This is a genomic window from Psychromicrobium lacuslunae (assembly GCF_000950575.1).
Lineage (GTDB): Bacteria > Actinomycetota > Actinomycetes > Actinomycetales > Micrococcaceae > Renibacterium > Renibacterium lacuslunae.
The window spans coordinates 785,261-808,279 of record NZ_CP011005.1; the positions used below are offsets into that span (position 1 = coordinate 785,261).

A 23,019-nucleotide genomic window follows, 5' to 3' on the forward strand; every position below is an offset into this window, starting at 1 on the left:
GCGAGCCCAAAAGGCTCAGACTAGGGTAGGTATATGAGACGCGCAAAAATCGTTGCAACATTTGGGCCGGCAATCTCCGGTTTTGAGCAGGCCCTGGCCGTGCTTGAAGCCGGTGTTGATGTGGCTCGAATGAACATGAGTCACGGGGATTACACCGTGCACAATGAAACCTACGAAAATGTTCGTAAAGCGGCGGCGCAGCTGGCCAAGCCAGTCGCGATCATGGCCGATCTGCAAGGGCCGAAGATTCGACTTGGGCGTTTTGTTGACGGCCCCTACGCACTGGCTCCCGGTGATGTTTTCACCATCACCACCGAAGATGTGCCCGGCACCAAAGAGATTTGCTCGACCACGCTGAAGAGCCTCACCGAAGATGTTAAAGTGGGGGACTCGCTGCTCATCGACGACGGCAAGGTCGCGTTGCGGGCCACTGCGGTGGACGACGTGAAAGTGGTCACCGAGGTCGTGGTGGGCGGTCTGGTCTCCAATAACAAGGGCATTAATCTGCCCGGTGTGGCAGTGAACGTGCCCGCTTTGAGCGAGAAGGACGAGGCTGATCTGCGCTGGGCACTGGGACGCGGCGTCGATCTGGTGGCGCTGTCCTTCGTGCGTGACGCAGCTGATATTGGTCGGGTGCACGAAATCATGGACGAAGAAGGCCGCCGAGTTCCGGTTATTGCGAAGATTGAGAAGCCGCAAGCCGTGCAAAACTTGCCCGAGATTATTGATTCGTTTGACGCCATCATGGTCGCCCGTGGCGATCTCGGCGTTGAATTGCCGCTCGAGGAGGTGCCGATTGTGCAGAAGCGTGCCATCGAATTGGCCCGCCGCTGGGCCAAACCGGTGATTGTGGCCACTCAGGTGCTGGAATCAATGATTGAGAATCCGCGACCTACCCGGGCCGAGGCTTCTGACTGCGCCAATGCGGTGCTTGACGGCGCCGACGCGGTGATGCTCTCCGGCGAGACCAGCGTGGGCAAGTATCCGATCGAGACGGTGCGCACGATGGCTCGGATCATCGAATCCACCGAGGAACACGGCCTGGAACGGGTGCCCGCGCTCGGCACCGATCCGAAGACTCGCGGCGGCGCGATTACCCGCGCCGCGGTGGTGATTGCAGATCAGCTGAACGCTAAGTACGTCTGCGCCTTTACCCAGTCGGGTGACTCTGCGCGGCGACTCTCTCGGTTGCGGCCGATCAAACCGGTAGTGGCTTTCACCCCGGACGAGCGGGTCTGGAACCAGCTCTCGCTGACCTGGGGTATTCAGCAAATTATGGTGCCCATGGTGCAGCACACCGACGAGATGACCGAGCAGGTGGACAACACTCTGTTGGAGAAGGGTCTGGTCGAACTGGATGACCTGGTGGTGATCGCTGCTGGTTCGCCTCCCGGACAGGCTGGCTCTACCAACTCACTCAAGGTGCACAAAGTGGGGGATTTGGCTGATTTCTCGGCAACCGGACGGAGCAACCGCGAGAAAGTCGGACCCTGGCCGACCAAGAGCTAGAGACTCAGCAGCCTAGAAATTCAGCAGCCTAGAAACTCAGTGAAAGAGCCAGCTTGCAACGCGATGACCGCGTTGCAAGCTGGCTCTTTCGCTTAAGGACGGGCCTTAGTGCGGCTGATCCGTTCTTAGTTGACCTGGCTAATGATGGTCTCGGCGACTTCTTTCATGCTGAGTCGACGATCCATCGAGGTCTTCTGGATCCAGCGGAACGCCTCTGGCTCTGTGAGGCCCATTTTGGTGGTCAGCAGGGATTTTGCCCGCTCTACCAATTTTCGGGTCTCAAAACGGTCCTGGAGGTCAGTTACTTCGGCCTCCAGCGCTTTGATCTCCTCGTGCCGGGAGAGCGCGATCTCGATCGCTGGAATCAGGTCGGCCGGGGTGAAAGGTTTCACCACATAGGCCATTGCGCCGGCATCCCGGGCCCGCTCAACTAGCTCCTTCTGGCTGAAAGCCGTGAGTAACACGACCGGGGCGATACGTTCCTTGACGATTTTCTCTGCTGCGCTGATCCCATCCATCACCGGCATCTTCACGTCCATCAGGACTAGATCTGGGTCCAGTTCCCTGGCCAGCTCGACGGCTTTCTCGCCGTTATCGGCTTCACCGACCACGTCGTAGCCCTCGCCGCGCAGGATTTCGATAATGTCCAGACGGATCAAGGTTTCGTCTTCAGCCACTACGACGCGCCGGGCGACAGCGCTAGCGGCTGATGATTCTGGGGTTTCTGACACATGAGCTCCTTGAACTGCGGACTGACTTTCATGAAATAGCCTATCGGCATGTAGAGTAGATTCTCGCATGCGAAGCTGCGTCGCAGACCCGGTCTGAGACGACTTTCACATGTACTGTGTTCGCCCGAGTGGCGGAATTGGCAGACGCGCTGCACTCAAAATGCAGTATCGAAAGGTGTGTGGGTTCGAGTCCCACCTCGGGCACAGTAGGAAAAGCCGCAGGTCAGGAGCTCTATTATGAGCTTTCCGACCTGCGGCTTTGTCGTTGACGGTTTCCAGATGCTTGGAATTGGACAGGAGTTCCACCTCGACACTTTTGTGCCTGGCTGTTTCGAAGTCAGTGACGCGGTCTGAGAGCGTCGTTTCGTTGACTTCGGTGTGAATTCCGGCTGCCGCCTGAATTGTCTCGGGAGACTGCGACTGGCCTTGGCCAATGTGGCGGGGGGACGCCTGATCTAGGGATCTCTATTTATTGAACAGATAGATACCGATGACTACAAGCACAATGATGGCTGGAAAAATTAGGAATGGCCATGTACGTTTTGCTGGTTTGCTGTGCAACTCGTCTCGGTATATTCCAGCCATCATATTTTGCGAGGTGGCCGGCATTTGATCGATTGGTTTCTGGTATTTTTGACCAATCTCGTTGTTTCGATCGGGATCCGCCATGGGTGGTCCTATCTATTTCACCGGTGTTCCGAACAGAATTATTTGCTTGGAACTACCTAATTTATCGTTCGTGGACGGTGCTGAGCTTTTGGATTGACTTGTGCGCGTGACCAACACGTCGAAGACTGATGTTTTTGCTCTACTCTTAGCCTTAAGATCGACGTATAGGTTGTTAGGTTTTGATGTTAATCCCTGCGAGGTTAGAGTTCTGTCTTGTGTGACGAAACCTTGCGGAACTAGCACCGCCTGCGCATGTGTCTTGGGAGTGTCTAGCCGAACGGTGAGCCCGTGCTGGTTGAACTCAGCCGCGCTGGCGGTTGATGAACTCGTGAAGCCGTCCTCTGATTCTGCTGTAAGGGTTGTTGCACCGCCAGCTGAGGTTACTTCCCAGAACTTTGTGCCTTCCGATTGGCCAATTAGCGATGGCTTTGAGGCGTTAGGGTTGGTGTCATTCGTGTCTGCGGCGACTAAGCTCATGCCGCCACCGCCGCCAGGGACGTCCAGTAGTATTGAAGTCACGCCAATGTGTTCATTGGCGTTCGGAGCAGCCGGGTATTCCCATCGGAACTTCGCAAGGTTGATTCCTCTTGGTCCGCTAAGATTAGCGCTCGCTCCACCTTGGCTGCTGGCGCTGCCTAACCAAAGAGTGGTTCGGAAGAAACCACTGCCATTGGCGCCATTGAGCTGGACGGATACGCCGCCACGGAGCAGATTTCGGGTATTCGATGATTCGGAGTAGACCTGATTTTGAGTTGTATCCCCTTTATACCAGGTATAAGTGTTTGCGGAGGCCGGTGCGGCAGAAGACGCGGCTAGGCCGATAACTGCAATAGTTGCTAAGGCAGCAATACTGATTCTTCGCGATGTTTCTCTCACGGATATCCTCTGTTTGGTTGAATAATCTGACTCGTTCAGATTAGGTTCATTTATCAATTTTCTTGATTTTCATTACCTAACTTGACTTTCGATAACAAATCATTACTGAGTGCGCCTCACTTCAGGAAACTATGCAACAAATGCTTTGTGGCAGGGGTATCGTGTCGACTCAGCAATTGTTGCTCCAGCTACTCGCCAACCTGTTGAAGGGCGAAGCGGACTTAGACGCTTTCGCGAGGGAGATCGAGGCCATGGGCCAGATGGTAGGGGTAACCTTCGCTGTGGCTCAGCTCAATCTGCTGAATGCATGATGACAGGCAGCTTCAGGATGTTCGAGGCAAACTCGGTGGTCGGGTCGTAGGGTTTCCATGAATCACGGCCAGCAGGCAAGCTAGCCGTGAGGTATTCGGAAGAATGTCGACTCTTGAGCCGGTGGGGCATCGTAGGCTATCCGCAAAGACTTCCAATCAAGAGAAAGATAGAACTAGTGGTTTGCTGGAGGCATTTAGTTGGTGCTCGAATCAATTCAAAAAATTGGTTTCGATGCGAAGGAAGCCCTCGGTCTGATGTAGCAGGGGGTGGATGCTGTCGCTGGGAAAGTTGATATCGTCATGGATATTTGTTAGATGCTCAGTATTCTGGCAAGGTGGCTCAAACTGAATTGACAGAACTCTGTCTGAAATTTGGTGTCCATCAAGGGGACTGGGATGTTATCTCGGAGGGTGGCTCCAGCCTGAGGGTGCATCATTTTGAAAATGCTCCGCATGATTTTTTGCGGCAAGCCGAAACAGATCTGCTGCATGAAACGACCGGTAGCGACCAAAACGCCTTTACTAACGCCAAGCGTGCGATTGCTTGCGTGATGGATCAGATTCTCTTCACGTTTGGTTACCAATCTCTACGCTGGAATACAGCAAAAAAAGTTCAGACCATAGTCGCCATGGGCATAGTTGCTCCTCGGATCATTGGCAAGGTAAATTCGACCCGGAACTTGCTGGAGCATTCGTACCGGAGGGTATCTCGCTCTGCTGCCGAAGACGGCGTGGATATTGCCACTTTATTCGTTGAGTCGGCATCAGCCATACTGCGACTGTTCCCGGGCCAATTTTTCGTAGCAACGGGGAGCGACGGCGAGTATTACGCTCAGACAATCGACTTCTGGTACCGCGAGGAAGATTCCAAAGGATTTTACGTGAAAGAATACGGGGCGCCCTGGGGAACCATGATGTTAACCGCGGATGACGCCAGCTTTCCAGCCGTCATCGCGCTCGCCCTCGCCGCTGATCGTGGAATAGGCGTAGATCGTGCCATGCGGAATTTCCAAGGCTCGATTGTCGCTGAGAATGACCGCCTTGCTCAGCCTCCGAAGTCGAACGTGCGCTGACAATCAGCGGTCGGAGCCGGGTTCACCTGATCTTCAACTTCCGGTCGCCTAGCCGCCGTGTCGAAGTTGCCAGAAATCTTCCCGGCCTGGTGACAGTGGTGGTGTGAAGGTCGCAATCATTGCTGAATCCTTTTTGCCGTTGATGAACGGCGTTACTCACTCACTCTTAAAAATTCTTCACCACCTGGCAGAACGCGGCGATGAGGTGTTGGTGATTGCCCCTTCCGCTAAGCAGCATGAAGCCACCGAGGTCGCTGGAGCCCGAGTGCTCAGACTGCCCGCCGTACCGCTTACCGGCTACCGGAATCTGCGAGTCGCGGTCGGCGGGGTCAACCGGCTCAGGGTTTTGCTGAATGAATTTCAGCCAGATGTGGTGCATCTGGCCTCGCCTTTTATTCTGGGTTGGCGAGCCGCGCAGGCTGCCCAGCAACTCGGCCTGCCTATTGTCGCGGTTTACCAAACCGATGTGCCTGGCTATGCCGCTAAGTACGGGGTGCCCTTCCTGGAGAACAAAGCTTGGGAAAGGGTGGAAAACATTCACCTTGCGGCTACCCGCACCTTAGCGCCCTCCAGCCACGCCGTCACCGAATTGCGTAGTCACGGCATTCCTCGGGTGCAGCTTTGGCCGCGCGGGGTGGACACGGTGCGATTCCATCCGGCCAAGCGGAGCCAATTATTTCGGCAGCAGGTCGCGCCGGGTGGCGAGCGAATCATTGGCTATGTCGGTCGTCTCGCTTTGGAGAAGCAGCTTGAAGACCTCGCAGCGATTAGCGAGTTGCCGGGCACCAAACTGGTCATCGTGGGTGAGGGGCCGCTCGGCGCAGAGTTGCGCAATAGATTTCCGGACGCATACTTCACCGGTTTCCTGGATGGCGAAGAGCTTGCCGTCGCGGTCGCCAGCTTCGATCTTTTCGTGCACCCGGGGGAGTTGGAGACCTTCTGTCAAACCATCCAGGAGGCGATGGCTTCAGGGGTGCCCGTAGTCGCCACCGGACGAGGCGGCCCACTCGATTTAGTTGAGTCCTCAAAGACTGGCTGGCTCTACCCGCCTGGGGAATTGGCGCAATTTCGTAGCTACGTGCTGGATCTGATCGGCGATGACGCTAAGCGGGAGGCTTTTGCGACAGCCGCCTTCCGCACTGTGCAGGGCCGAACCTGGCAAGCGGTTTGCGCACGACTGATTGAGCATTACCACGACGCCATCGCCGAACATGCAATGGCGACCACTTCGATGAAAGGCTCACGATGAAAATCTCGGTGATTGGTTGTGGTTATCTAGGTGCGGTGCATGCCGCCAGCCTGGCCAGTTTTGGCCACCAGGTGATCGGGGTTGATCACGATGAGCGGAAAATTGAGCATCTAAGCCGTGGTTTCGCTCCTTTCTTCGAAGCGGGCTTGGAGCCGCTGCTCAAAGCAGGGCTGGAACAGGGCAGGCTGAGTTTTTCCACTGATTTTGCTGCTCTCGCCGAGGCTGAGCTGCATTTCATCTGTGTTGGCACCCCACAGTCCAAGACCACTCAGGAGGCTGACCTGAGTTCCTTGCTTTCCGTCGTGGAAGGTCTGCATCCCTACTTGCGCCCCGGCACCCTAGTAGTGGGCAAATCAACCGTCCCGGTGGGCACCGCCGCCGCTATTGCTGAGGCCATCGCGGGCACCGGCGCGGTGCTCGCCTGGAACCCAGAATTTTTGCGGCAGGGCAGTGCGGTCGCCGACTCCTTGCAACCCGATCGGCTGGTCTATGGGATCCCGAAGGGTATTGGGGCTGGCCGCAGCCAGCATCTGCTCGACCAAGTTTATGCCCCGATCCTGGCCGCCGGAGTGCCGCGTCTGGTCACCGATTTGGCTACCGCGGAGCTCACCAAGGTGGCGGCAAATGCCTTTTTGGCGCTCAAGCTCTCCTACATCAATGCGGTTGGTGAACTCTGCGAAGCTACCGGTGCGGATGTCACTGAACTAGCTCGGGCGCTGGGTCTAGACGAACGTATCGGTGCCAAGTACCTTGCCGCCGGAGCGGGATTTGGCGGTGGTTGCCTGCCCAAGGACATTCGGTCCTTCAGAGCGCAGGCCGCCAAGCACGGCATCGAGCCGCTTGAGGAGTTAATGTCCTTGATCGACGGCATTAACGCCGATGCTCGCTACCGGATCGCGGAAGCCGCAAGCCAACTCTGCAGTGGCACGCTGGCCGGAAAGAAGATCGCAATACTTGGAGCAGCCTTCAAACCGAATACCGACGACATTAGGGACTCACCGGCGCTCGACGTTGCTTTGCAGCTTGCCCAGCAGGGCGCAGAAGTGGTGGTGACCGATCCGCAAGCGGTGAATCAAGCATGGCTGCAGTACCCGCAATTACGATTTGAAACCCAGCTAGACGCCGCTCTGCAGGGCGCTGAACTCGTGGTGCTGATGACTGAATGGCAAGAGTACCGGCAATTGCAGCCAGCCGCGGTGGCCAGCCTGGTTGCCCGACCGGTGCTGCTGGATGGCCGGAATGCGCTCGACGCGGCAAGTTGGCGTGCCGCTGGCTGGCGCTACCGGGGCATTGGCGTCGGGTCCGCGGATCAACTGACAGCCGATATTAGCTAACTAGCTGGCTGACTAATTAGTCAGCTAGCTGAGCAGTCTGAAACTCAGCGTAGAAAGCCTTGTCATTGCTTCTCTGGTACCACTTGTCTGGTACTAGCTGTGCGCGAATTGCTTCTGCCCCCAAACTGTCGGTGCTGCGTCATACCCTGAACTGCGGTGGGTGGTGACTCTGATCACTTATTCATTCTGGACTATTCCAACTGGAATATTTCAGGTATTCTAATCAAGGTTGAATAAGTTCGTGGTAGGAGGAATCAATGGCCGAGGCAATAACACCGCTGGGCGCAGCCGTGCTGGCGCTGCTGGTCGAACGCAGCATGCACCCTTATGAGATGTATCAGACGTTGATTGAGCGCCGCGAAGACAGATTGATGAAAATCCGCCCCGGCTCGCTCTATCACGCGGTTGATCGATTGCTGACTCAGGGGCTGATCAGTCAAGAAGGTACTGAACGAGAGGGCAACCGGCCGGAACGTACCAACTATTCGATTGAGTCGAACGGCTATCAAGCCTTGCGGGAACATCTCAGTGGACTGCTGCGCGAGGTGAAAAACGAGTACCCGGATTTTCGGCGCGGAGTCGCGGAAGCCCACAACCTTTCAAAAGAGGAAGTGGTCGAGCTACTCTCCGAGCGGGCTGCTGCCCTGGTCGAGGAGATCGAGGACCTCCAGGAGAACTCCGCAGGCCTTGTTTCACTCGGCTTGCAGCGCGCGCTGTGGCTGGACATCGGTTATGACCTGGAAGTGATGCAGGCCCAATTGAATTGGGTGCGCCGCACCATTGACGAACTAAAAAGCGATGAACTGCCCTGGACGGACTACTCCAGACTGATGGCTAATCATCCTCGCTTGCAGCACCAACCCAATAAATAATTTTGAGCTAAGGAATTCTGATGAACGAACACGCAAGAGCTTGGCCGGCGCTGTGGTCGCTGGTGATTGGCTTCTTCATGATTCTGGTGGACTCCACCATTGTTTCGGTAGCCACTCCAGCCATTATGGAAGGCCTCAAAGCCGATATTAATCAAGTGGTCTGGGTGACCAGCGCCTACTTGCTCGCTTACGCTGTGCCGTTGCTGATTACCGGCCGACTCGGTGATCGTTTCGGACCCAAGAACCTCTATCTGGTGGGCTTGGTGGTCTTCACGGCAGCCTCCGCCTGGTGTGGCTTCTCCGGCACCGTGGAGACCCTGATCGTGGCCCGCGTTGTACAGGGCCTGGGCGCCGCTTTGATGACACCGCAAACCATGGCCGTGATCACCCGAGTGTTCCCGCCGGAACGGCGTGGTGCCGCTATGGGACTCTGGGGCTCGGTTGCGGGTGTTGCCACCCTGGTCGGTCCCATCCTGGGCGGCGTGTTGGTGGATACCCTGGGCTGGGAATGGATTTTCTTCATTAACGTTCCGGTCGGCGTGATTGGTTTCGTGCTGGCGGCCCGCCTGGTGCCGAAGCTGCCGACTCACTCGCACCGCTTTGACTGGCTCGGAGTGGTGCTCAGCGCGGCAGGTATGTTCTGCATCGTTTTCGGCTTGCAAGAGGGCGAGAGCTATAACTGGGGGACCATCGCCGGTCCGATCAGCGTCTGGTCGCTCATTATCCTCGGCGTGGTGTTGATGGCGATTTTTGTGGCCTGGCAATACTTCAATAAATCGGAGCCGCTGCTGCCGCTCAAACTCTTCAAAGACCGCAATTTCTCACTCGCTAATATCGCCATTACCGGGATGGGCTTCGCGATTACCGCGATGGTATTGCCGTTGATGTTGTACGCGCAGAACGTCAGATCGTTGACGCCCACCGAAGCGGCTCTGCTGATGGTTCCGATGGCAGTGATCTCCGGTGGTCTGGCTCCCGTGGTGGGCAAATTGCTGCCCAAGGTCAATCCCCGCTACTTTGCTGTCGCCGGTTTCGCTATTCTGTCGATCGCCTTGTTTTGGCTTGGCTCGATGCTCACCCCGGATGTGCCGATCTGGCAGTTGCTGATGCCAATTGCCCTCTTTGGCTTCGCCAATGCCGGGATTTGGGCACCGGTTTCAATGACCGCAACCCGGAACCTAGATCCGGCGCAGGCCGGAGCGGGTTCCGGCGTCTACAACACCACTCGGCAGATCGGGGCGGTACTCGGCTCGGCGGCCATCGCCACTCTGATGACTTCACGGCTGACCGCCAATCTGCCAGCCATCCCGGGTGGTGGATCGGCGCCCAAGGGTGACTCCGGTCCGTTGCCTGAGTTCCTGCACGCCGGCTATGCCAGCGCGATGGGGCAGTCACTGTACTTGCCCGCCATCGTCATTCTGGTAGCTCTGGTGGCAGCGTTCTTCTTCGCTAAGCCGAAGGCTCGGAGCTTCCCGGGACAAGCACCGCAGCAGGACGAGCCGGCTAAGACTGTCGGTGCTCAACCCTAAGCTCAGAGGATGGGAATAACTCAGTACTATCTGGCTAGTTCTATCGATGGCTTCCTCGCCGAATCCGACGGCGGGCTGGACTGGTTATTACAGTTCGAGGGATTCGAAGGGCAAAGCGAGGCGTATCAAGAGTTCTACCAGGGTGTCGGCGCCATCGTGATGGGCGCCGACACCTATCGGTTCGTGCTTGAAGAGATGCCAGGAGGCTGGCCTTACCCGGGACTGCCGTGCTGGGTTTTCAGCAATCATGAACTCCCGGGCTACCAGGGGGAGGACATTCGCTTTGTCAGCGGTGAGGTCAGCGAGATCGCCCGCGAGGCGAGTTCGGCAGCCGGGCAGCGCAATGTCTGGCTACTGGGCGGCGGCCAGCTGGCCGGGCAGTTTCAGCGAGCCGGACTGATCGACGAACTCATCCTCACCATAGTTCCAGTGCTTCTAGGTTCCGGGCGGCCCATCATGCCGCTGAGTCAGTCGAGCCCAGAATTACAGCTGCTCGGGCAACGCCAGTTTGGACGCGGCATTATTGAGCTGCGTTACCGGCTCAAGGAGTCCAGCCATTCGGTTGTTTGAGCCGGAGTCTGGAACAAAAGCACTCGTGGCGCGGTCGAATCTCGTGCCGCCCGCGCTGCGAGATCGCGCATAGTCCGGCGTTTTCTGCTGAAGCTTTTGACATGCCAGCCGAGAATGGAGTCTCTTGAGAACACCTTGGCGAGCGTTTCAACATTGCCATTGCAGACCAGTTCGCGGTTTCTTATCCGTCGCCAGGTGCGGCGTATCAACTGACTCAAAGTGCGCAGCCTGGAGTAGTCAAGGCCAATAATTAGTTCAGCTCTTGGCACCACCAGATCACGGAATTTGCCGTAGGCCGAATCAAAGATCCAGCGCTCCTCGGCGGCTAGCCGGGCCGCGATCTCGCGTTGCTCAGCTATCGGACGTTCCTGCCAGTTCGGCAGCCAGCCAATTTCCTCGTCAACCAGATGGGCCGGAATCCCAGTGATGTGCGCTAATCTGCGCGCCAGCGTGGACTTTCCGGAACCGGTCACCCCGTACAGCAGAATTCGCTGACTGGCAGCCAACTCGCTAATCTTGGCTGATCTGTCCGCCGCTGGCGGGATCACTCTGCCGAGCCGCTGCGCCGAATCAGATTGGTGATCCGGGCGGTGGAGAGCTTGCGTCCCGCTTCATCGGTCATCACCACTTCATGAGTGGTCAACGTCCGACCCAGATGAATGGCCGTGCAAGTGCCGGTGACCAATCCGGTGGCGACCGAGCGGTGGTGGCTGGCACCGATCTCAATACCGAGGGCTTGGCCGTCAACTCCAGCATGGATGCCAGCCGCAAATGACCCTAAGGTCTCGGCCAGCACTAAATGTGCGCCACCGTGCAGAATGCCGGCCACCTGGGTGTTGCCCTCTACCGGCATGGTGCCAACCATGCGCTCGGGGCTGAGTTCAAGGAACTTAATTCCCATCCGGACCACCAAAGCGCCTACGCCGTGACGGCTCAGCATTTGGTGCATGATCGGAGGAATACCTGCATCGATGAGTTCTTGCGTGTAGTCGGTCATGGAATTAGGCTGGCACGGCTTGCCCTAAGATACAAAAGGACTAAAAAATCCCAGCCAACCCCAACTGAGTAATCGACGATATTTTGGGCTGGCCGGGAGTGCTGAGTAGCGCTGCAACAATTGGTTTTTTCGATTGATCCGGCGATATTGAGCAGTGAATTGCACATGCTAGGTGAGGAATCTTGTGGACTTGTTGGTGGTAGTTGTCCTGGTCATCGCGGTGGCGCTGTTCTTCGACTTCACCAATGGTTTCCACGACACCGCCAATGCGATGGCCACGCCTATCGCCACCGGTGCGATTAAGCCTAAGGTCGCCGTCGGGCTCGCCGCGCTGCTCAACCTGGTAGGCGCTTTTCTCTCCACCGAGGTGGCCAAAACCATTTCGGGAAACCTCATCAACGAGGGGCCGAGCGGCATTAACATCACCCCGACCATTATCTTTGCGGGTCTGCTGGGAGCGGTGCTGTGGAACATGCTGACCTGGCTGATGGGACTCCCTTCTAGTTCTTCGCATGCGCTCTTCGGCGGGCTGATTGGCGCCGCCGTGGTCGGCGCGGGCTTTGGCGTCATCAATTACGGGGTGCTGCTCAGCAATGTCATTATTCCGGCCTTATTAGCTCCTCTGGTCGCCGGGTTCGTGGCTTTCGTCTGCACCTTGGTCGCCTACGCGATCACCCAGCGAGTGGCCGACGACGGCGCTAACCTGCGGAATCGACGAGGTGGCTTCCGCTACGCGCAGATCTTTTCTTCCTCGCTCGTGGCCTTAGCGCACGGTACAAACGACGCGCAAAAGACGATGGGCGTTATCACCCTAGTGCTGATTGCCGGCGGCTATCAGGCAGCTGGCACTGGCCCGCAATTCTGGGTTATCGCTGCCTGCGCGGTGGCCATCGCCTTGGGTACTTACTCCGGTGGTTGGCGGATTATTAAGACGCTGGGAACCGGGCTTACCGAGGTAAAGCCTGCCCAGGGCTTTGCTTCGGAGACCTCCACAGCAGCTGCTATTTTGGCCTCTTCACATCTAGGTTTCGCGCTCTCCACCACCCAGGTTGCCTCGGGCGCAGTGATTGGCTCTGGGTTAGGCCGCCCTGGAGCTGTGGTGCGCTGGCGCCTGGCGGGCAAGATGGCTGTTGGTTGGCTTTTCACCTTGCCTGCTGCCGCGATAGTGGGGGCGATAGCCGCTTTCATTGCGCAACTGGGCCTGTTCGGTCTGATTCTGGACGCGGTGCTTGGTCTTGGCGGGATTTTGGCTATCTTTATTATTTCGCGACGCAGCGAAGAAAGAGATATCGCTGGTGTCTCTGAGGTCGAGGCGGCAGCAGACATTGTCAGACGGCCGAGCCGACGAAGCCGAATGGCGAGGAAAAAATGACTATTAACTGGAATGCCTTTGTGGTAGTGGCGATCGCCACCTTGGTCGGTGCACTCGCCGTGGTTACCCTGTTTTCCTTTGCGGTGCGGCTGCATGCTGCGAGTTTGGATAGAACCGGGGCAGATCGCGTTCGCGTCAAAATTGCCGAGTACCTTTGCTATCTGCTCTGCGCCGGATCGGTGCTCTACGGCATCTACCTGATCGTGCCGTTTTTCCACAGCAAGTAGCTAAGCCTCTCAAACGACTGTGCACTAGGGACGTTCTGCCGCGGACAGTTTGTCAGTTTGGGGTGCCCGTAGTCAGAGCCTCGGGATAGGCTTACTCCTGTGAGTGAGACAACTTCTTTGGCTGCCCCAGATCCGTCGACCCTGAGCGCTGAGACGCCGAAACTGCTGGTGATTGACGGTCACTCGATGGCTTTCCGTGCCTTTTACGCACTGCCGCCGGAGACCTTTGTGATTGACACCGGGCAGCATACCAACGCCGTGCACGGCTTCACCTCAATGCTGCTGACCATGATCCGGCAGCAGAAGCCAAGCCATGTGGTGGTGGCTTTCGACCTGGACACCCCGACCTTTCGCTCCGAAGAGTACAGCGAGTACAAGGGCGGCCGGAATAAGACACCCGAGGAATTCGGTGGCCAGGTCGACCTGATCATTAAGGTGATGGAGGCGATGAACGTGCCAACCATCAGTCTCGACGGTTATGAAGCCGATGACATTATCGCCACCCTGGCCACCCAATCAGAGCAGGCCGGCTGGCAGACCCTGGTGGTTTCCGGTGATCGTGACGCCTTCCAACTGATCACCGACAACACCCTGGTGCTCTACCCCAAAAAAGGCATTTCAGATATCCCACCAATGGATGCCGCAGCGGTACAGGAGAAGTATTTTGTCTCGCCCGCCCAATACTCGGATCTGGCCGCCCTGGTGGGGGAGACAGCAGACAATCTTCCGGGCGTCCCGGGAGTCGGCCCCAAAACAGCCGCTAAATGGATTAACCAGTACGGCGGGCTGGAAGGCATCCTGGAAAATCTCGATGCTATTGGTGGCAAGGTAGGCGACGCGCTGCGCGAACACGTCGAGAGTGTGAAGCGTAATCGTCGGCTAAATCACTTGCTGCGCGATCTCGAGTTGCCGGTGACTCTCGATCAGATGGAACTGAAGCATCCGAACCGGGAAAAAGTAGAAGAACTCTTCGACGCGCTGCAATTCAAGACACTGCGGAAGCGGCTCTTTGACCAGTTCGGCGAGGACGCCGAGGACGGCCCGGATCCCGAGCATCAGCTTCCGGTGCACGTGGTGCTGGGCAGCGAAACGGAACTTAGTGCTTGGCTGAAAGACGCTGTCGGGCAGCGGGTCGGTTTGGCATTATTGGGCGATCAGCTGCCGATCGTCGACCCGGTTGGCCTCGATGTGCGGGCTTTGGCACTCAGCACCGAAAACAAAGCGGCCTTTGTGCCGCTAGAGGGGCTGGACGCTGCTGCCGAGAAGGTTCTTGCCGACTGGCTTTCGAGCAGCGACCCCAAAGCGGTGCACGACGCTAAGGCAGCCTATAAGGCGCTTTCCGGACGTGGCCTGGCGCTGGCGGGCGTGGTGGATGACACTTCGATTTCGAGCTATCTGATTCAGCCTGAACGGCGTAATTATGAACTGGCTGATCTCAGCCTCTACTACCTGAAGTCTCATCTGGGAGTCGGCGAGGGCAAGCCGTCCGGTCAGTTAGACCTAGGCTTGGAGGGCGACGCCGATGCTACCGAGGCAGTGGCCAGAGCCTTTGCTACCGAGCGGCTCAGCGCTGAATTGGAACCGCTTTTAGTGGAGCGAGGGGCGGATAAGCTGCTCAGCAGCCTGGAATTGCCTTTGCAGCGTACCCTTGCCGAGATGGAGTTGGCCGGGGTGGCGATTGATAAGGGCATCCTGGATACCTTGATGGCCGATTTCACCACCACCATTGAGGCGGCGCAGAGCGAAGCTTATGAACTGATCGGCCATGAGGTGAACTTGGGATCGCCCAAGCAACTGCAGACGGTGCTCTTTGAAGAGCTCGAGATGCCGAAAACCAAGAAGATTAAGACCGGTTTCTCCACCGATGCCGAAGCGCTAACCGATCTGATGGCGAAGAGCCCGCACCCTTTCCTGCAGCAGTTGCAGATCTATCGTGATGCCACCAAGCTTCGGCAGACGGTGGAGGGCCTGCTGAAGTCAATCGGTTCAGATGCTCGGGTGCACACTACTTACGCGCAGAACATCGCTGCTACCGGGCGGCTCTCTTCAAACAACCCGAATCTGCAGAACATCCCGATCCGCAGTGAGGAAGGTCGGCGAATTCGCAGTGCCTTCGTGGTCGGCCAAGGCAAGGCTAGGCAGCGTTATGAGACCCTGCTGACCGCTGACTATTCGCAGATTGAAATGCGAATCATGGCCCATCTCTCCGGCGATCAGGCGCTCATCCAGGCTTTTAAGGACGGCGAAGATCTGCACCGCTTTGTCGGTTCGCATATTTTCAATGTGGAACCACAAGACGTCACCTCGGCAATGCGCTCTAAGGTGAAGGCAATGTCTTACGGCCTGGCCTATGGTCTGAGTTCCTTCGGACTGTCCAAACAGCTGAATATCTCGGTCGACGAGGCGCGCACCCTGATGAAGGATTACTTCGACCGTTTTGGTGCGGTGCGCGATTATTTGCGTGGCGTGGTGGAACAAGCCCGAGTGGATGGTTACACCGAAACCATTGAAGGCCGTCGTCGATACTTGCCGGATTTGACCAGCGACAATAGACATCTGCGTGAAATTGCCGAGCGGGTGGCGCTCAATTCGCCGATTCAGGGCTCGGCCGCGGACATCATTAAGCGAGCCATGCTGGGCGTGGATAAGGCGATTGCTGAGAGCGGACTGAAATCACGGATGCTGCTGCAGGTGCACGATGAGTTGGTGCTTGAAGTTGCTCCGGGAGAATTAGCACAGCTACAAGTTTTGGTGCCGGAGCAGATGGCCGGAGCGGCTGAGCTGTCCGTCCCCTTGGACGTTCAGCTCGGTGTCGGGGAGAGCTGGTTCGACGCCGGTCACTAACCGAAATGGTTACTTGACGAAAGTGCTGCTGGCTGCGACCCACGGGTTGCAACCAGCAGCACTTTTTGCGGGTGCGGGAGAGCGTTAGCTAACCGTTTTGTACTGCGCAGAAAAAGGATCCAGAACGCAAAACTCAGGACGCAGGGCTCAACACGTTGGGCTCAGAATGCGTTCACGCCGGTGAGTTCGGCGGAAAGATCCCAGAGCTTACGGGCTTCCTCTCGGTCAGCCGCCCAAGCCTTGACTCCGCCAATTGCCGGGTTGTCTACTGAGGCTGGCTCCGCGACATCGGCGTCTTGGCAGTACACCCCGCCGTGGCCTTCGAGCAGGGGCGAGGTGGCCGCCCAGACCGTGGTAGCCGCGCCTTGCGCCGGAGTTTTGAAGTGCGCAGTCGCCAAGGGGCTCGGGGTGCCGTCCTCGGCCAGCCAGCCGAGCGCGATTTGATCTTCTTGCGAGAGATGACGTTGCAAGGGCGTGAAGATCCCACCCGGGTGCAGGGAGAAAGCGTGTAGGCCGCTTTCTGCGCCTAGTGAATCAAGGTGCAGGGCGAACAGGGCGTTAGCGGTCTTAGCCTGACCATAGGCTTGCCAACGGTCATAACCGTTGCTGAACTGCACATCATCCCAGCGGATCGGCGAGCGGAAATGCCCGGTAGAGGACAGCGCCACGACTCGGCTCTTTGCGGCCAAGGCAGGGCGCAGCCGATTTACCAAAGCGAAATGCCCCAGATGATTAGTGGCGAACTGAGCCTCCCAGCCTGGTCCTACTCTGGTCTCCGGGCAGGCCATAATGCCCGCGTTATTGATCACCAAGTCGAGTTTGGTGCCGCTATCGAGAAAGTCCTCGGCAAACTTCTTAACGCTCTCCAGGTCGGCGAGATCTAGGCTGCCAACGCTGACATTATCGAGGTCCTTGACAGCCTCGGCAGCGGCTTCCGGACGCCGGGCCGGCACCACCACATGGGCGCCAGCCTTGCTCAGCGCCGCGGTGGTTTCATAGCCCAGACCGGAATAGCCGCCGGTGACCAGGGCGGTCTGACCACTCAGGTCAATGCCGTGCAGGACCTCGTCAGCGGTGCTGTGAGCGCCGAAACCCGAATTCAGTTTCCGTTGATTCTCCAAATTTGATGTCATGCCTTCAGGCTAGGTCCTGGAGTGCGCTCCAGGTCAAGGTCGCGGCTGATTTCGCCAGCCAGAGGTTTCGGCGAGCAACAGACACATCCAAGCCGCCAAACTGTTCACCAGTAAAAGCGAAATAAGCACCAGGAGCTGGACCTGCCCCGCCGCGATCGGGCTGGCGCCGCCGAGAATCAAACCGACAAAAGCTCCAGGCAAGGTCACTGTGCCAGCTGTTCGGGCTTGATCAATGCTGGGCAGCACCGCCTCGCCGGAGACCGGTTTGGCAATCAGCCTGCGCGCCTGCGACCAGGTGAAGCCGAGCGCGACCGCGGCTTCCACCTCACCCGAGCGGAGTTGCAGCTCGGCCTCAATTCGACGACCGGCAACTGTCGTGGTCGACATTGCGCCACCAATTTGCTGGCCAATCACGGCAATGACCGCCAGCGAATTGAAGGGCAGCACACCACTGGCGAACATCAACAGTGTGACGGGGAGCACCCCGGCCGCAATGGGTAGGCTGGCAAGCCACCAGCGACCGGTCGCTGCGATCCGCCGACCGGCGGTCCAGACCGCCGTGACGAACATCAACAGCACAAAAGCCAGAGACCAGAGTAGATGGCCAGAGAGCTGGGAAATCAGCAACGCCACAATAGCGAGTTGCAATAGTGCGCGAACCGAGGCGAACACAATGTCCTTGGCGGGGCGCCCCAACAGCAATCGCCAGACCAGGCTTGCCGCCGCAATCAGGAGGGCAAGGAGTAGCCAGCTGATAGGTCCAAGGTTCAGCAGTGTGGATTCTTGCACCGTTTCATCCTGCCACTTCAATTGGCTCCGAGAGCCAACTAGGCTGGATTCTTGTGACTGTGATCCGAGAGCCCGAAGAGAACTTCCCGTACAAACTCGAAAGTTGGACCGCAACAAAGCCGGCGGAGGGTGTGGTCGACGAACGCGACAAGGCCTGGACCCAGGCGGTGGCGAGAGGCTTCCACGAGGCTGAGACGAGTGATGACCGGCTACCCAAACTGATCACCACGGCTGCTGCTGATCAGCAAAGAATTTACGGGGTTTATGCCACCGAGGTCCTTCAGCACAGCCTGCCCCAGCTCGACCCGGTGGCCACGTACGCCTCCTTTGACGGCACGCTCAATGTTGGCGAGCGAACCGTGCCGGCGGATATGATCACCGCCGTCACGGTGCGGCCCAGTCATCGCCGTCGCGGTCTGCTTTCCGCGATGATCACCGCTGATTTGCATGACGCTCAGCAGCGAGGGCTGCCAATGGCTGCGCTGACCGCTTCGGAGGCAACTATTTATGGCAGGTTTGGCTTCGGCGAAGCTAGCCGCTTCCGCTCTGTCACCGTCGACACCAGTAATGGATTCGCGCTGCGCAGCGCCGTGACCGGCAGCGTGGAGATGCTTCCGACAAGCTCGGCGGCCGATCTGCAAGTCAGGCTCTTTGACCTGCTGCATGCCGAAACCTTTGGCTCAATCTCGCGGCCCGACCATTATCGTTCGATGGTCGCGGGTGAGGGCAGCTACGATCACCCGGAGCCCGATCGTAAGGTCCGCGTTGTCGCGCACTATGACGTCGACGGCAAGATCGACGGTTATGTCAGCTATAAACATCTCGGTTATGAGAGCAAACCGGTAAGTCTTGAAATCATCGACATTTTGGCGTTGAACTCCAACGCTTATCTGGCGTTGTGGAAATTCCTCGGCGAGGTCGATCTTTCGGCGGCGGTGAATATGCCGGGGGCACCGATGAACGACCCGTTACTCTGGGCGCTTACTGACTCTCGTCGCTACCGGGTCACCCGGGAAGGGGATTCGCTCTGGCTGCGGGCCTTGGATGTGCCTGCCCTCTTAGCGGCGCGGAAATATTATGCGGATGGTGAGCTGGTGATTAAGGTCAATGACCGGCTGGGGCTGGCCGGAGGCCGCTTCGCCTTGCGGGTCGCAGCGGGCCAAGGCCAGTCGGAGAGCCTGAGCGCTGAGGGGACAGCGGATCTGGAACTGGACGTAGCGGCATTCAGTTCGCTCTATTTGGCCGGAGTGAGTGCCAGCACCCTCCATCAGGCGGGACGGATCACGGCGCAGAGCGAGCAAGCCGCGCTCAAGCTTTTCGACAAGATTTTCCAGACCCCGGAACCACCGGTGAGCAGGAGCTCCTTCTAATGACTTTTGACGAAAATTACCAGATCCAGCGATTCCCGGCGGCCCGACCAGGGGAGCCGGGATTTGAGCAGGCCGTTGAGTGGATTCGTGCGGTCAATCACGGTTTTCACCAGCCGAAACGCACGCTTGAACAGATCACCACGGCGCTTGGCGTCCGGCTAGCCGATGATCGTGAACAGCTCGGGGTGTACCAGCGCGGTTCCGTCGCTGAGCATTCCTTCCCGGCGGAACGTCCGGTGGCCACCTTCGGTACCTTGCGCAAGGACGTGAATATCGGTTTCGGGAAAATGCTACCGGCCCTGTTGGTCACCGCCGTGACGGTGCGCGCTTCGCATCGGCGACGCGGCATCCTGAGCCGGGTGATGCGTGAAGAGCTGGGCCGGGCTCAGCAGGCAGGGCTCCCGCTTGCCGCGCTGAATGCTTCAGAGGCCGCGATTTACCGGAGGTTCGGTTTCGGCGTGAGTACCAAGGAACGCAAGATCACCGTTGACGTCGGGCCGAAATTCAAGCTGAATCACACCGACGCTGGCCGGGTGGAGAGCGTGCCACGCCAAGTGCTACTTGAACTGGCGGCGCAGATCTTTGCTTCCTGGCATGCTGCGCAACCTGGTTCGGTGGGGCGTTCCGAAGGCTATCGCTATCAGGCCGCCGGAATGGGCGGCTGGGGCAATGAGGACGACGATAACGTTCTGGCTGCTTTGCACTACGATGCGGCGGGCGTCATCGACGGTTATGTTTCGTACCGTTTCCTGGGCTGGGACGTTTCCCCGGGAACTTTCGAAATCGTCGACTTTGTCACGGCTAACGAGGCGGCCTATCTGGCGCTATGGGGCTTTCTGGCGTCCAATGATCTGGTCGAACGGGTCAGTTGGGCGACTGCGCCGCCGGAGAATCCGCTGGAATGGGCCCTGGAAGATCGTCGCTGCGTGCGATTGGTGGATGAAAAAGACATGCTCTGGCTGCGCATTCTCGATGTTGTCGCTGCTCTCGAAGGGCGGGAGTATTCAACCGATGGTGAGTTGACGCTTGAAGTGCATGACCGTTTGGGGTTTGGTAGCGGTAGTTATCGGTTGAGCGTGGCTGGTGGAGCAGTTCAGGTCATTCAGCTCGATCCGGGCACCGAGGGCAGCGGAAGCCAAGCGGCTGTGCCGAGCGGTGACGCGGACCTCAGCCTCGATGTGGCAGATCTGGCGTCGATCTACCTGGGTGGGGTGCTTCCCAGTACTTTACTGGCAGCCGGCCGGATCCTGGAACATCGGGCTGGTGCCGCATTGCTGGCGCAGCGGATGTTCGCGGTAGAAAAAGCGCCGTTCTGTGCCAGCCATTTCTAACTCCGCTGAGTGAAGTCTGTGTTTTGCGTTAGTTGGCAGTTCCAACTAGACTAAACGGGCGCGTATTGCGCGTATCCAAGAGCTTTTCCACAAAACTATCCACATCGGAGTCCCTACTACATGACCATCACCACCCCAGAGAAGACCAGTACCCCTGTCGTCGCAGTGAACGACATTGGTACTTCTGAGGATTTCCTCGCCGCTATTGATGCGACTATCAAGTACTTCAATGACGGCGATCTCGTCGAAGGCACTGTCGTCAAGGTTGACCGCGACGAAGTTCTGCTCGACATCGGCTACAAGACCGAAGGTGTTATTCCTTCCCGTGAACTTTCCATCAAGCACGACGTCGACCCCTCCGAGGTCGTTTCCGTAGGCGATGAGGTCGAGGCTTTGGTCTTGACCAAGGAAGACAAAGAAGGCCGTCTGATCCTGTCCAAGAAGCGCGCACAGTACGAGCGCGCCTGGGGCGATATCGAGAAGGTCAAGGAAGAAGACGGTGTGGTCACCGGTACGGTCATCGAGGTTGTCAAGGGTGGCTTGATCCTGGACATCGGTCTCCGTGGCTTCCTGCCGGCGTCGCTGGTCGAAATGCGCCGGGTGCGCGATTTGGCTCCGTACATCGGTCAGCAGATCGAAGCGAAGATCATCGAGCTGGACAAGAACCGCAACAACGTTGTGCTTTCGCGTCGCGCTTGGCTTGAGCAGACTCAGTCCGAGGTTCGCTCGACCTTCCTGAACAAGCTGGAAAAGGGTCAGGTTCGTCCCGGCGTCGTTTCCTCGATCGTCAACTTCGGTGCCTTCGTGGACCTGGGCGGCGTCGACGGCTTGGTGCACGTTTCGGAACTCTCCTGGAAGCACATCGATCACCCCTCCGAGGTTGTCGAGGTCGGCCAGGAAGTCACCGTCGAGGTGCTCGAAGTCGATCTGGATCGCGAGCGGGTCTCGCTCTCGCTCAAGGCCACCCAGGAAGATCCGTGGCAGACCTTTGCCCGCACCCACGCACTGGGTCAGGTTGTCCCGGGTCGGGTCACCAAGCTGGTTCCGTTCGGTGCGTTTGTGCGCGTCGAAGACGGCATCGAGGGCTTGGTGCACATTTCCGAGCTGGCCGTGCGTCACGTTGAGCTGGCCGAGCAGGTTGTCTCCGTTGGTGACGAGCTGTTCGTCAAGGTCATCGACATCGACCTGGAACGTCGTCGGATCTCGCTCTCGCTCAAGCAGGCTAACGAGGGTGTTGACCCCGAGTCGACCGAATTCGATCCGGCACTCTACGGCATGGCCGCTGAGTACGACGAAGAGGGCAACTACAAGTACCCGGAGGGCTTCGACCCGGAGTCCAACGAGTGGCTCGAAGGCTTCGAGACTCAGCGAGCCACCTGGGAGCAGCAGTACGCTGAAGCCCAGACCCGTTGGGAAGCTCATAAGAAGCAGGTTGCTCAGCACGCCGCGGATGATGCAGCTGCCGAGTCCGAGGTTGGCAGCGAAGCTGCACCGACCAGCTACTCCTCAGCTGTTGAGGCTCCGGCCGCCGACGCTGGCACCTTGGCTTCCGATGAAGCTCTCGCCGCCCTGCGGGAGAAGCTGACCGGAAACTAAGTTTCCTTTCGCTCGGAGGGCCGCCACGTTCGCGTGGCGGCCCTCCGTCGTTAAAGCAAAATCGCCCCTCCCCACACCAGTGCCCCACCAACCCAACGCCCCACCACACACCGTCGAGTGTCGAGATATGGGGCTTAAAACCGGATTTTAAGCCCCATATATCGACACTCGGCGAAAGGAAAGTGTTGTGATTCCGCAGGAATGGATCAGCGTTATTCGACCCGAGGACCGTGAAGTGGTGGGTTACCTTGAGATGTTCGAGGACGGCTTCGTGCCTTATGACTTATTGGGGCGAGCGGTGCCAGTCGAAGGTGCGCCTGAGGAATCCAATCAGGCGAACTTCGCGCCACAGCCGAGGCTCTTGGACTACCAGGACGCCGAGGACCTGCTGATTGAGCGCGGCCTGAGCTACCTTGCGGCGCGTTGGAAGCTCGAGGTGGATGACGCCGCGGAGCCTGTCGACGTGATCATCCGAGAGATTACCCCGGCCGCCGTGCTGCTGATGGTCGACGATTATGACTACGCTCAGCCGCTCGGCACGGTGATCAGCCTAGACTTACCGGAACGCTCCGGCAGATTGCAGCAGGGCAGTGATTCAGGGCCGCGGTTCCTCAAAGCGATCCCGAACTGAGCCTGG

The 23,019-nt window shown here is 58.1% G+C and carries 22 protein-coding genes and 1 tRNA gene; 16 read left to right on the forward strand and 7 right to left on the reverse strand.

Annotated features, from left to right (window positions below; translation table 11 throughout):
* The first annotated feature begins 33 nt into the window (after positions 1-33).
* A complete protein-coding gene (gene pyk / locus UM93_RS03600) occupies positions 34-1,509 on the forward strand; it encodes a pyruvate kinase (protein ID WP_045073703.1) in 1,476 nt (491 codons plus the stop codon).
* A 125-nt stretch (positions 1,510-1,634) separates the two neighbouring features.
* On the opposite strand, the gene UM93_RS03605 is transcribed toward pyk, so the two are convergent.
* Complete coding sequence (locus UM93_RS03605) at positions 1,635-2,309, reverse strand: ANTAR domain-containing response regulator (protein ID WP_422784947.1); 675 nt, start codon at positions 2,307-2,309, stop codon at positions 1,635-1,637.
* A gap of 53 nt (positions 2,310-2,362) precedes the next feature.
* Here UM93_RS03605 and UM93_RS03610 point away from each other — a divergent pair.
* Positions 2,363-2,444, forward strand: a tRNA-Leu gene (locus UM93_RS03610).
* A gap of 261 nt (positions 2,445-2,705) precedes the next feature.
* Here the strand turns inward: UM93_RS03610 and UM93_RS03615 are convergent.
* Together UM93_RS03615 and UM93_RS03620 are read right to left on the reverse strand one after the other, a co-directional pair.
* Positions 2,706-2,909: a hypothetical protein gene (locus UM93_RS03615; protein WP_045073705.1), complete on the reverse strand. Its 204-nt coding sequence runs from the start codon at positions 2,907-2,909 to the stop codon at positions 2,706-2,708.
* Between the two features lie 12 nt (positions 2,910-2,921).
* Complete coding sequence (locus UM93_RS03620) at positions 2,922-3,785, reverse strand: hypothetical protein (protein ID WP_045073707.1); 864 nt, start codon at positions 3,783-3,785, stop codon at positions 2,922-2,924.
* A gap of 161 nt (positions 3,786-3,946) precedes the next feature.
* Here UM93_RS03620 and UM93_RS03625 point away from each other — a divergent pair, with 161 nt between their 5' ends.
* The 7 genes from UM93_RS03625 (at position 3,947) to UM93_RS03655 (ending at position 10,723) form a co-directional block, all read left to right on the forward strand.
* Positions 3,947-4,096 carry a hypothetical protein gene (locus tag UM93_RS03625; protein ID WP_157874087.1) on the forward strand — a complete coding sequence of 50 codons (150 nt, stop codon included), beginning with the start codon at positions 3,947-3,949 and terminating at the stop codon, positions 4,094-4,096.
* A 335-nt stretch (positions 4,097-4,431) separates the two neighbouring features.
* A complete protein-coding gene (locus UM93_RS17015) occupies positions 4,432-5,169 on the forward strand; it encodes a hypothetical protein (RefSeq protein ID WP_157874088.1) in 738 nt (245 codons plus the stop codon).
* Between the two features lie 103 nt (positions 5,170-5,272).
* Entirely contained in the window at positions 5,273-6,418 is a 1,146-nt protein-coding gene (locus UM93_RS03635; RefSeq protein WP_045073710.1) for a glycosyltransferase family 4 protein, read from the forward strand.
* The gene (locus tag UM93_RS03640; RefSeq protein WP_045073713.1) at positions 6,415-7,752 is read left to right on the forward strand and encodes a UDP-glucose dehydrogenase family protein; all 1,338 of its coding nucleotides are present in this window, start codon (positions 6,415-6,417) and stop codon (positions 7,750-7,752) included. The genes UM93_RS03635 and UM93_RS03640 overlap by 4 nt, the downstream gene beginning before the upstream one ends.
* 257 nt (positions 7,753-8,009) lie before the next feature.
* On the forward strand, positions 8,010-8,624 hold the full coding sequence (locus tag UM93_RS03645) for a PadR family transcriptional regulator (RefSeq protein WP_045073715.1): 615 nt from the start codon (positions 8,010-8,012) through the stop codon (positions 8,622-8,624).
* 20 nt (positions 8,625-8,644) lie between these two features.
* Positions 8,645-10,153 carry a DHA2 family efflux MFS transporter permease subunit gene (locus tag UM93_RS03650; RefSeq protein WP_045073717.1) on the forward strand — a complete coding sequence of 503 codons (1,509 nt, stop codon included), beginning with the start codon at positions 8,645-8,647 and terminating at the stop codon, positions 10,151-10,153.
* 9 nt (positions 10,154-10,162) lie between these two features.
* Positions 10,163-10,723 (forward strand): dihydrofolate reductase family protein, encoded by a 561-nt coding sequence (locus UM93_RS03655; RefSeq protein ID WP_045073718.1) that lies wholly within the window; start codon positions 10,163-10,165, stop codon positions 10,721-10,723.
* Here UM93_RS03655 and UM93_RS03660 read toward each other — a convergent pair.
* Positions 10,687-11,229: a P-loop NTPase family protein gene (locus UM93_RS03660; protein WP_045076818.1), complete on the reverse strand. Its 543-nt coding sequence runs from the start codon at positions 11,227-11,229 to the stop codon at positions 10,687-10,689. The two genes, UM93_RS03655 and UM93_RS03660, sit on opposite strands and share 37 nt — an antisense overlap.
* Positions 11,230-11,267: 38 nt before the next feature.
* The gene (locus tag UM93_RS03665; protein ID WP_045073719.1) at positions 11,268-11,720 is read right to left on the reverse strand and encodes a hotdog fold thioesterase; all 453 of its coding nucleotides are present in this window, start codon (positions 11,718-11,720) and stop codon (positions 11,268-11,270) included.
* 184 nt (positions 11,721-11,904) lie between these two features.
* Here UM93_RS03665 and UM93_RS03670 point away from each other — a divergent pair, with 184 nt between their 5' ends.
* The 3 genes from UM93_RS03670 (at position 11,905) to polA (ending at position 16,163) form a co-directional block, all read left to right on the forward strand.
* The gene (locus tag UM93_RS03670; protein WP_045073720.1) at positions 11,905-13,092 is read left to right on the forward strand and encodes an inorganic phosphate transporter; all 1,188 of its coding nucleotides are present in this window, start codon (positions 11,905-11,907) and stop codon (positions 13,090-13,092) included.
* The gene (locus UM93_RS03675; protein ID WP_045073721.1) at positions 13,089-13,319 is read left to right on the forward strand and encodes a hypothetical protein; all 231 of its coding nucleotides are present in this window, start codon (positions 13,089-13,091) and stop codon (positions 13,317-13,319) included. Before UM93_RS03670 ends, UM93_RS03675 begins: the two co-directional genes overlap by 4 nt.
* Positions 13,320-13,418: 99 nt before the next feature.
* Entirely contained in the window at positions 13,419-16,163 is a 2,745-nt protein-coding gene (gene polA, locus UM93_RS03680; protein WP_082057007.1) for a DNA polymerase I, read from the forward strand.
* 161 nt (positions 16,164-16,324) lie between these two features.
* Here polA and UM93_RS03685 read toward each other — a convergent pair whose 3' ends face one another.
* Both UM93_RS03685 and UM93_RS03690 read right to left on the reverse strand, forming a co-directional pair.
* Entirely contained in the window at positions 16,325-17,296 is a 972-nt protein-coding gene (locus UM93_RS03685; protein ID WP_045073722.1) for an SDR family NAD(P)-dependent oxidoreductase, read from the reverse strand.
* 33 nt (positions 17,297-17,329) lie between these two features.
* Positions 17,330-18,085, reverse strand: a complete 756-nt coding sequence (locus UM93_RS03690; RefSeq protein WP_157874089.1) for an ABC transporter permease — start codon at positions 18,083-18,085, stop codon at positions 17,330-17,332.
* Between the two features lie 53 nt (positions 18,086-18,138).
* On the opposite strand from UM93_RS03690, the gene UM93_RS03695 reads away from it, so the two are divergent.
* From UM93_RS03695 to UM93_RS03710, 4 genes are all read left to right on the forward strand, one after another.
* Positions 18,139-19,455, forward strand: a complete 1,317-nt coding sequence (locus UM93_RS03695; RefSeq protein ID WP_162183375.1) for a GNAT family N-acetyltransferase — start codon at positions 18,139-18,141, stop codon at positions 19,453-19,455.
* Positions 19,455-20,786: a GNAT family N-acetyltransferase gene (locus tag UM93_RS03700; protein WP_045073723.1), complete on the forward strand. Its 1,332-nt coding sequence runs from the start codon at positions 19,455-19,457 to the stop codon at positions 20,784-20,786. Before UM93_RS03695 ends, UM93_RS03700 begins: the two co-directional genes overlap by 1 nt.
* Before the next feature lie 120 nt (positions 20,787-20,906).
* Positions 20,907-22,382, forward strand: coding sequence for a 30S ribosomal protein S1 (rpsA, locus tag UM93_RS03705; RefSeq protein WP_045073724.1), 1,476 nt, complete (start codon positions 20,907-20,909; stop codon positions 22,380-22,382).
* Positions 22,383-22,569: 187 nt separating this feature from the next.
* Positions 22,570-23,013, forward strand: coding sequence for a hypothetical protein (locus tag UM93_RS03710; protein ID WP_045073726.1), 444 nt, complete (start codon positions 22,570-22,572; stop codon positions 23,011-23,013).
* Positions 23,014-23,019 lie beyond the last annotated feature (6 nt).

Excerpts from the sequence above, each read along its gene's own strand:
- pyk (WP_045073703.1), top strand. The coding sequence starts at position 34 with ATGAGACGCGCAAAAATCGTTGCAACATTTGGGCCGGCAATCTCCGGT.
- UM93_RS03605 (WP_422784947.1), bottom strand. The coding sequence starts at position 2,309 with ATGCGAGAATCTACTCTACATGCCGATAGGCTATTTCATGAAAGTCAG.
- UM93_RS03615 (WP_045073705.1), bottom strand. The coding sequence starts at position 2,909 with ATGGCGGATCCCGATCGAAACAACGAGATTGGTCAAAAATACCAGAAA.
- UM93_RS03640 (WP_045073713.1), top strand. The coding sequence starts at position 6,415 with ATGAAAATCTCGGTGATTGGTTGTGGTTATCTAGGTGCGGTGCATGCC.
- UM93_RS03645 (WP_045073715.1), top strand. The coding sequence starts at position 8,010 with ATGGCCGAGGCAATAACACCGCTGGGCGCAGCCGTGCTGGCGCTGCTG.
- UM93_RS03650 (WP_045073717.1), top strand. The coding sequence starts at position 8,645 with ATGAACGAACACGCAAGAGCTTGGCCGGCGCTGTGGTCGCTGGTGATT.
- UM93_RS03655 (WP_045073718.1), top strand. The coding sequence starts at position 10,163 with ATGGGAATAACTCAGTACTATCTGGCTAGTTCTATCGATGGCTTCCTC.
- UM93_RS03665 (WP_045073719.1), bottom strand. The coding sequence starts at position 11,720 with ATGACCGACTACACGCAAGAACTCATCGATGCAGGTATTCCTCCGATC.
- UM93_RS03675 (WP_045073721.1), top strand. The coding sequence starts at position 13,089 with ATGACTATTAACTGGAATGCCTTTGTGGTAGTGGCGATCGCCACCTTG.
- UM93_RS03685 (WP_045073722.1), bottom strand. The coding sequence starts at position 17,296 with ATGACATCAAATTTGGAGAATCAACGGAAACTGAATTCGGGTTTCGGC.
- UM93_RS03700 (WP_045073723.1), top strand. The coding sequence starts at position 19,455 with ATGACTTTTGACGAAAATTACCAGATCCAGCGATTCCCGGCGGCCCGA.
- rpsA (WP_045073724.1), top strand. The coding sequence starts at position 20,907 with ATGACCATCACCACCCCAGAGAAGACCAGTACCCCTGTCGTCGCAGTG.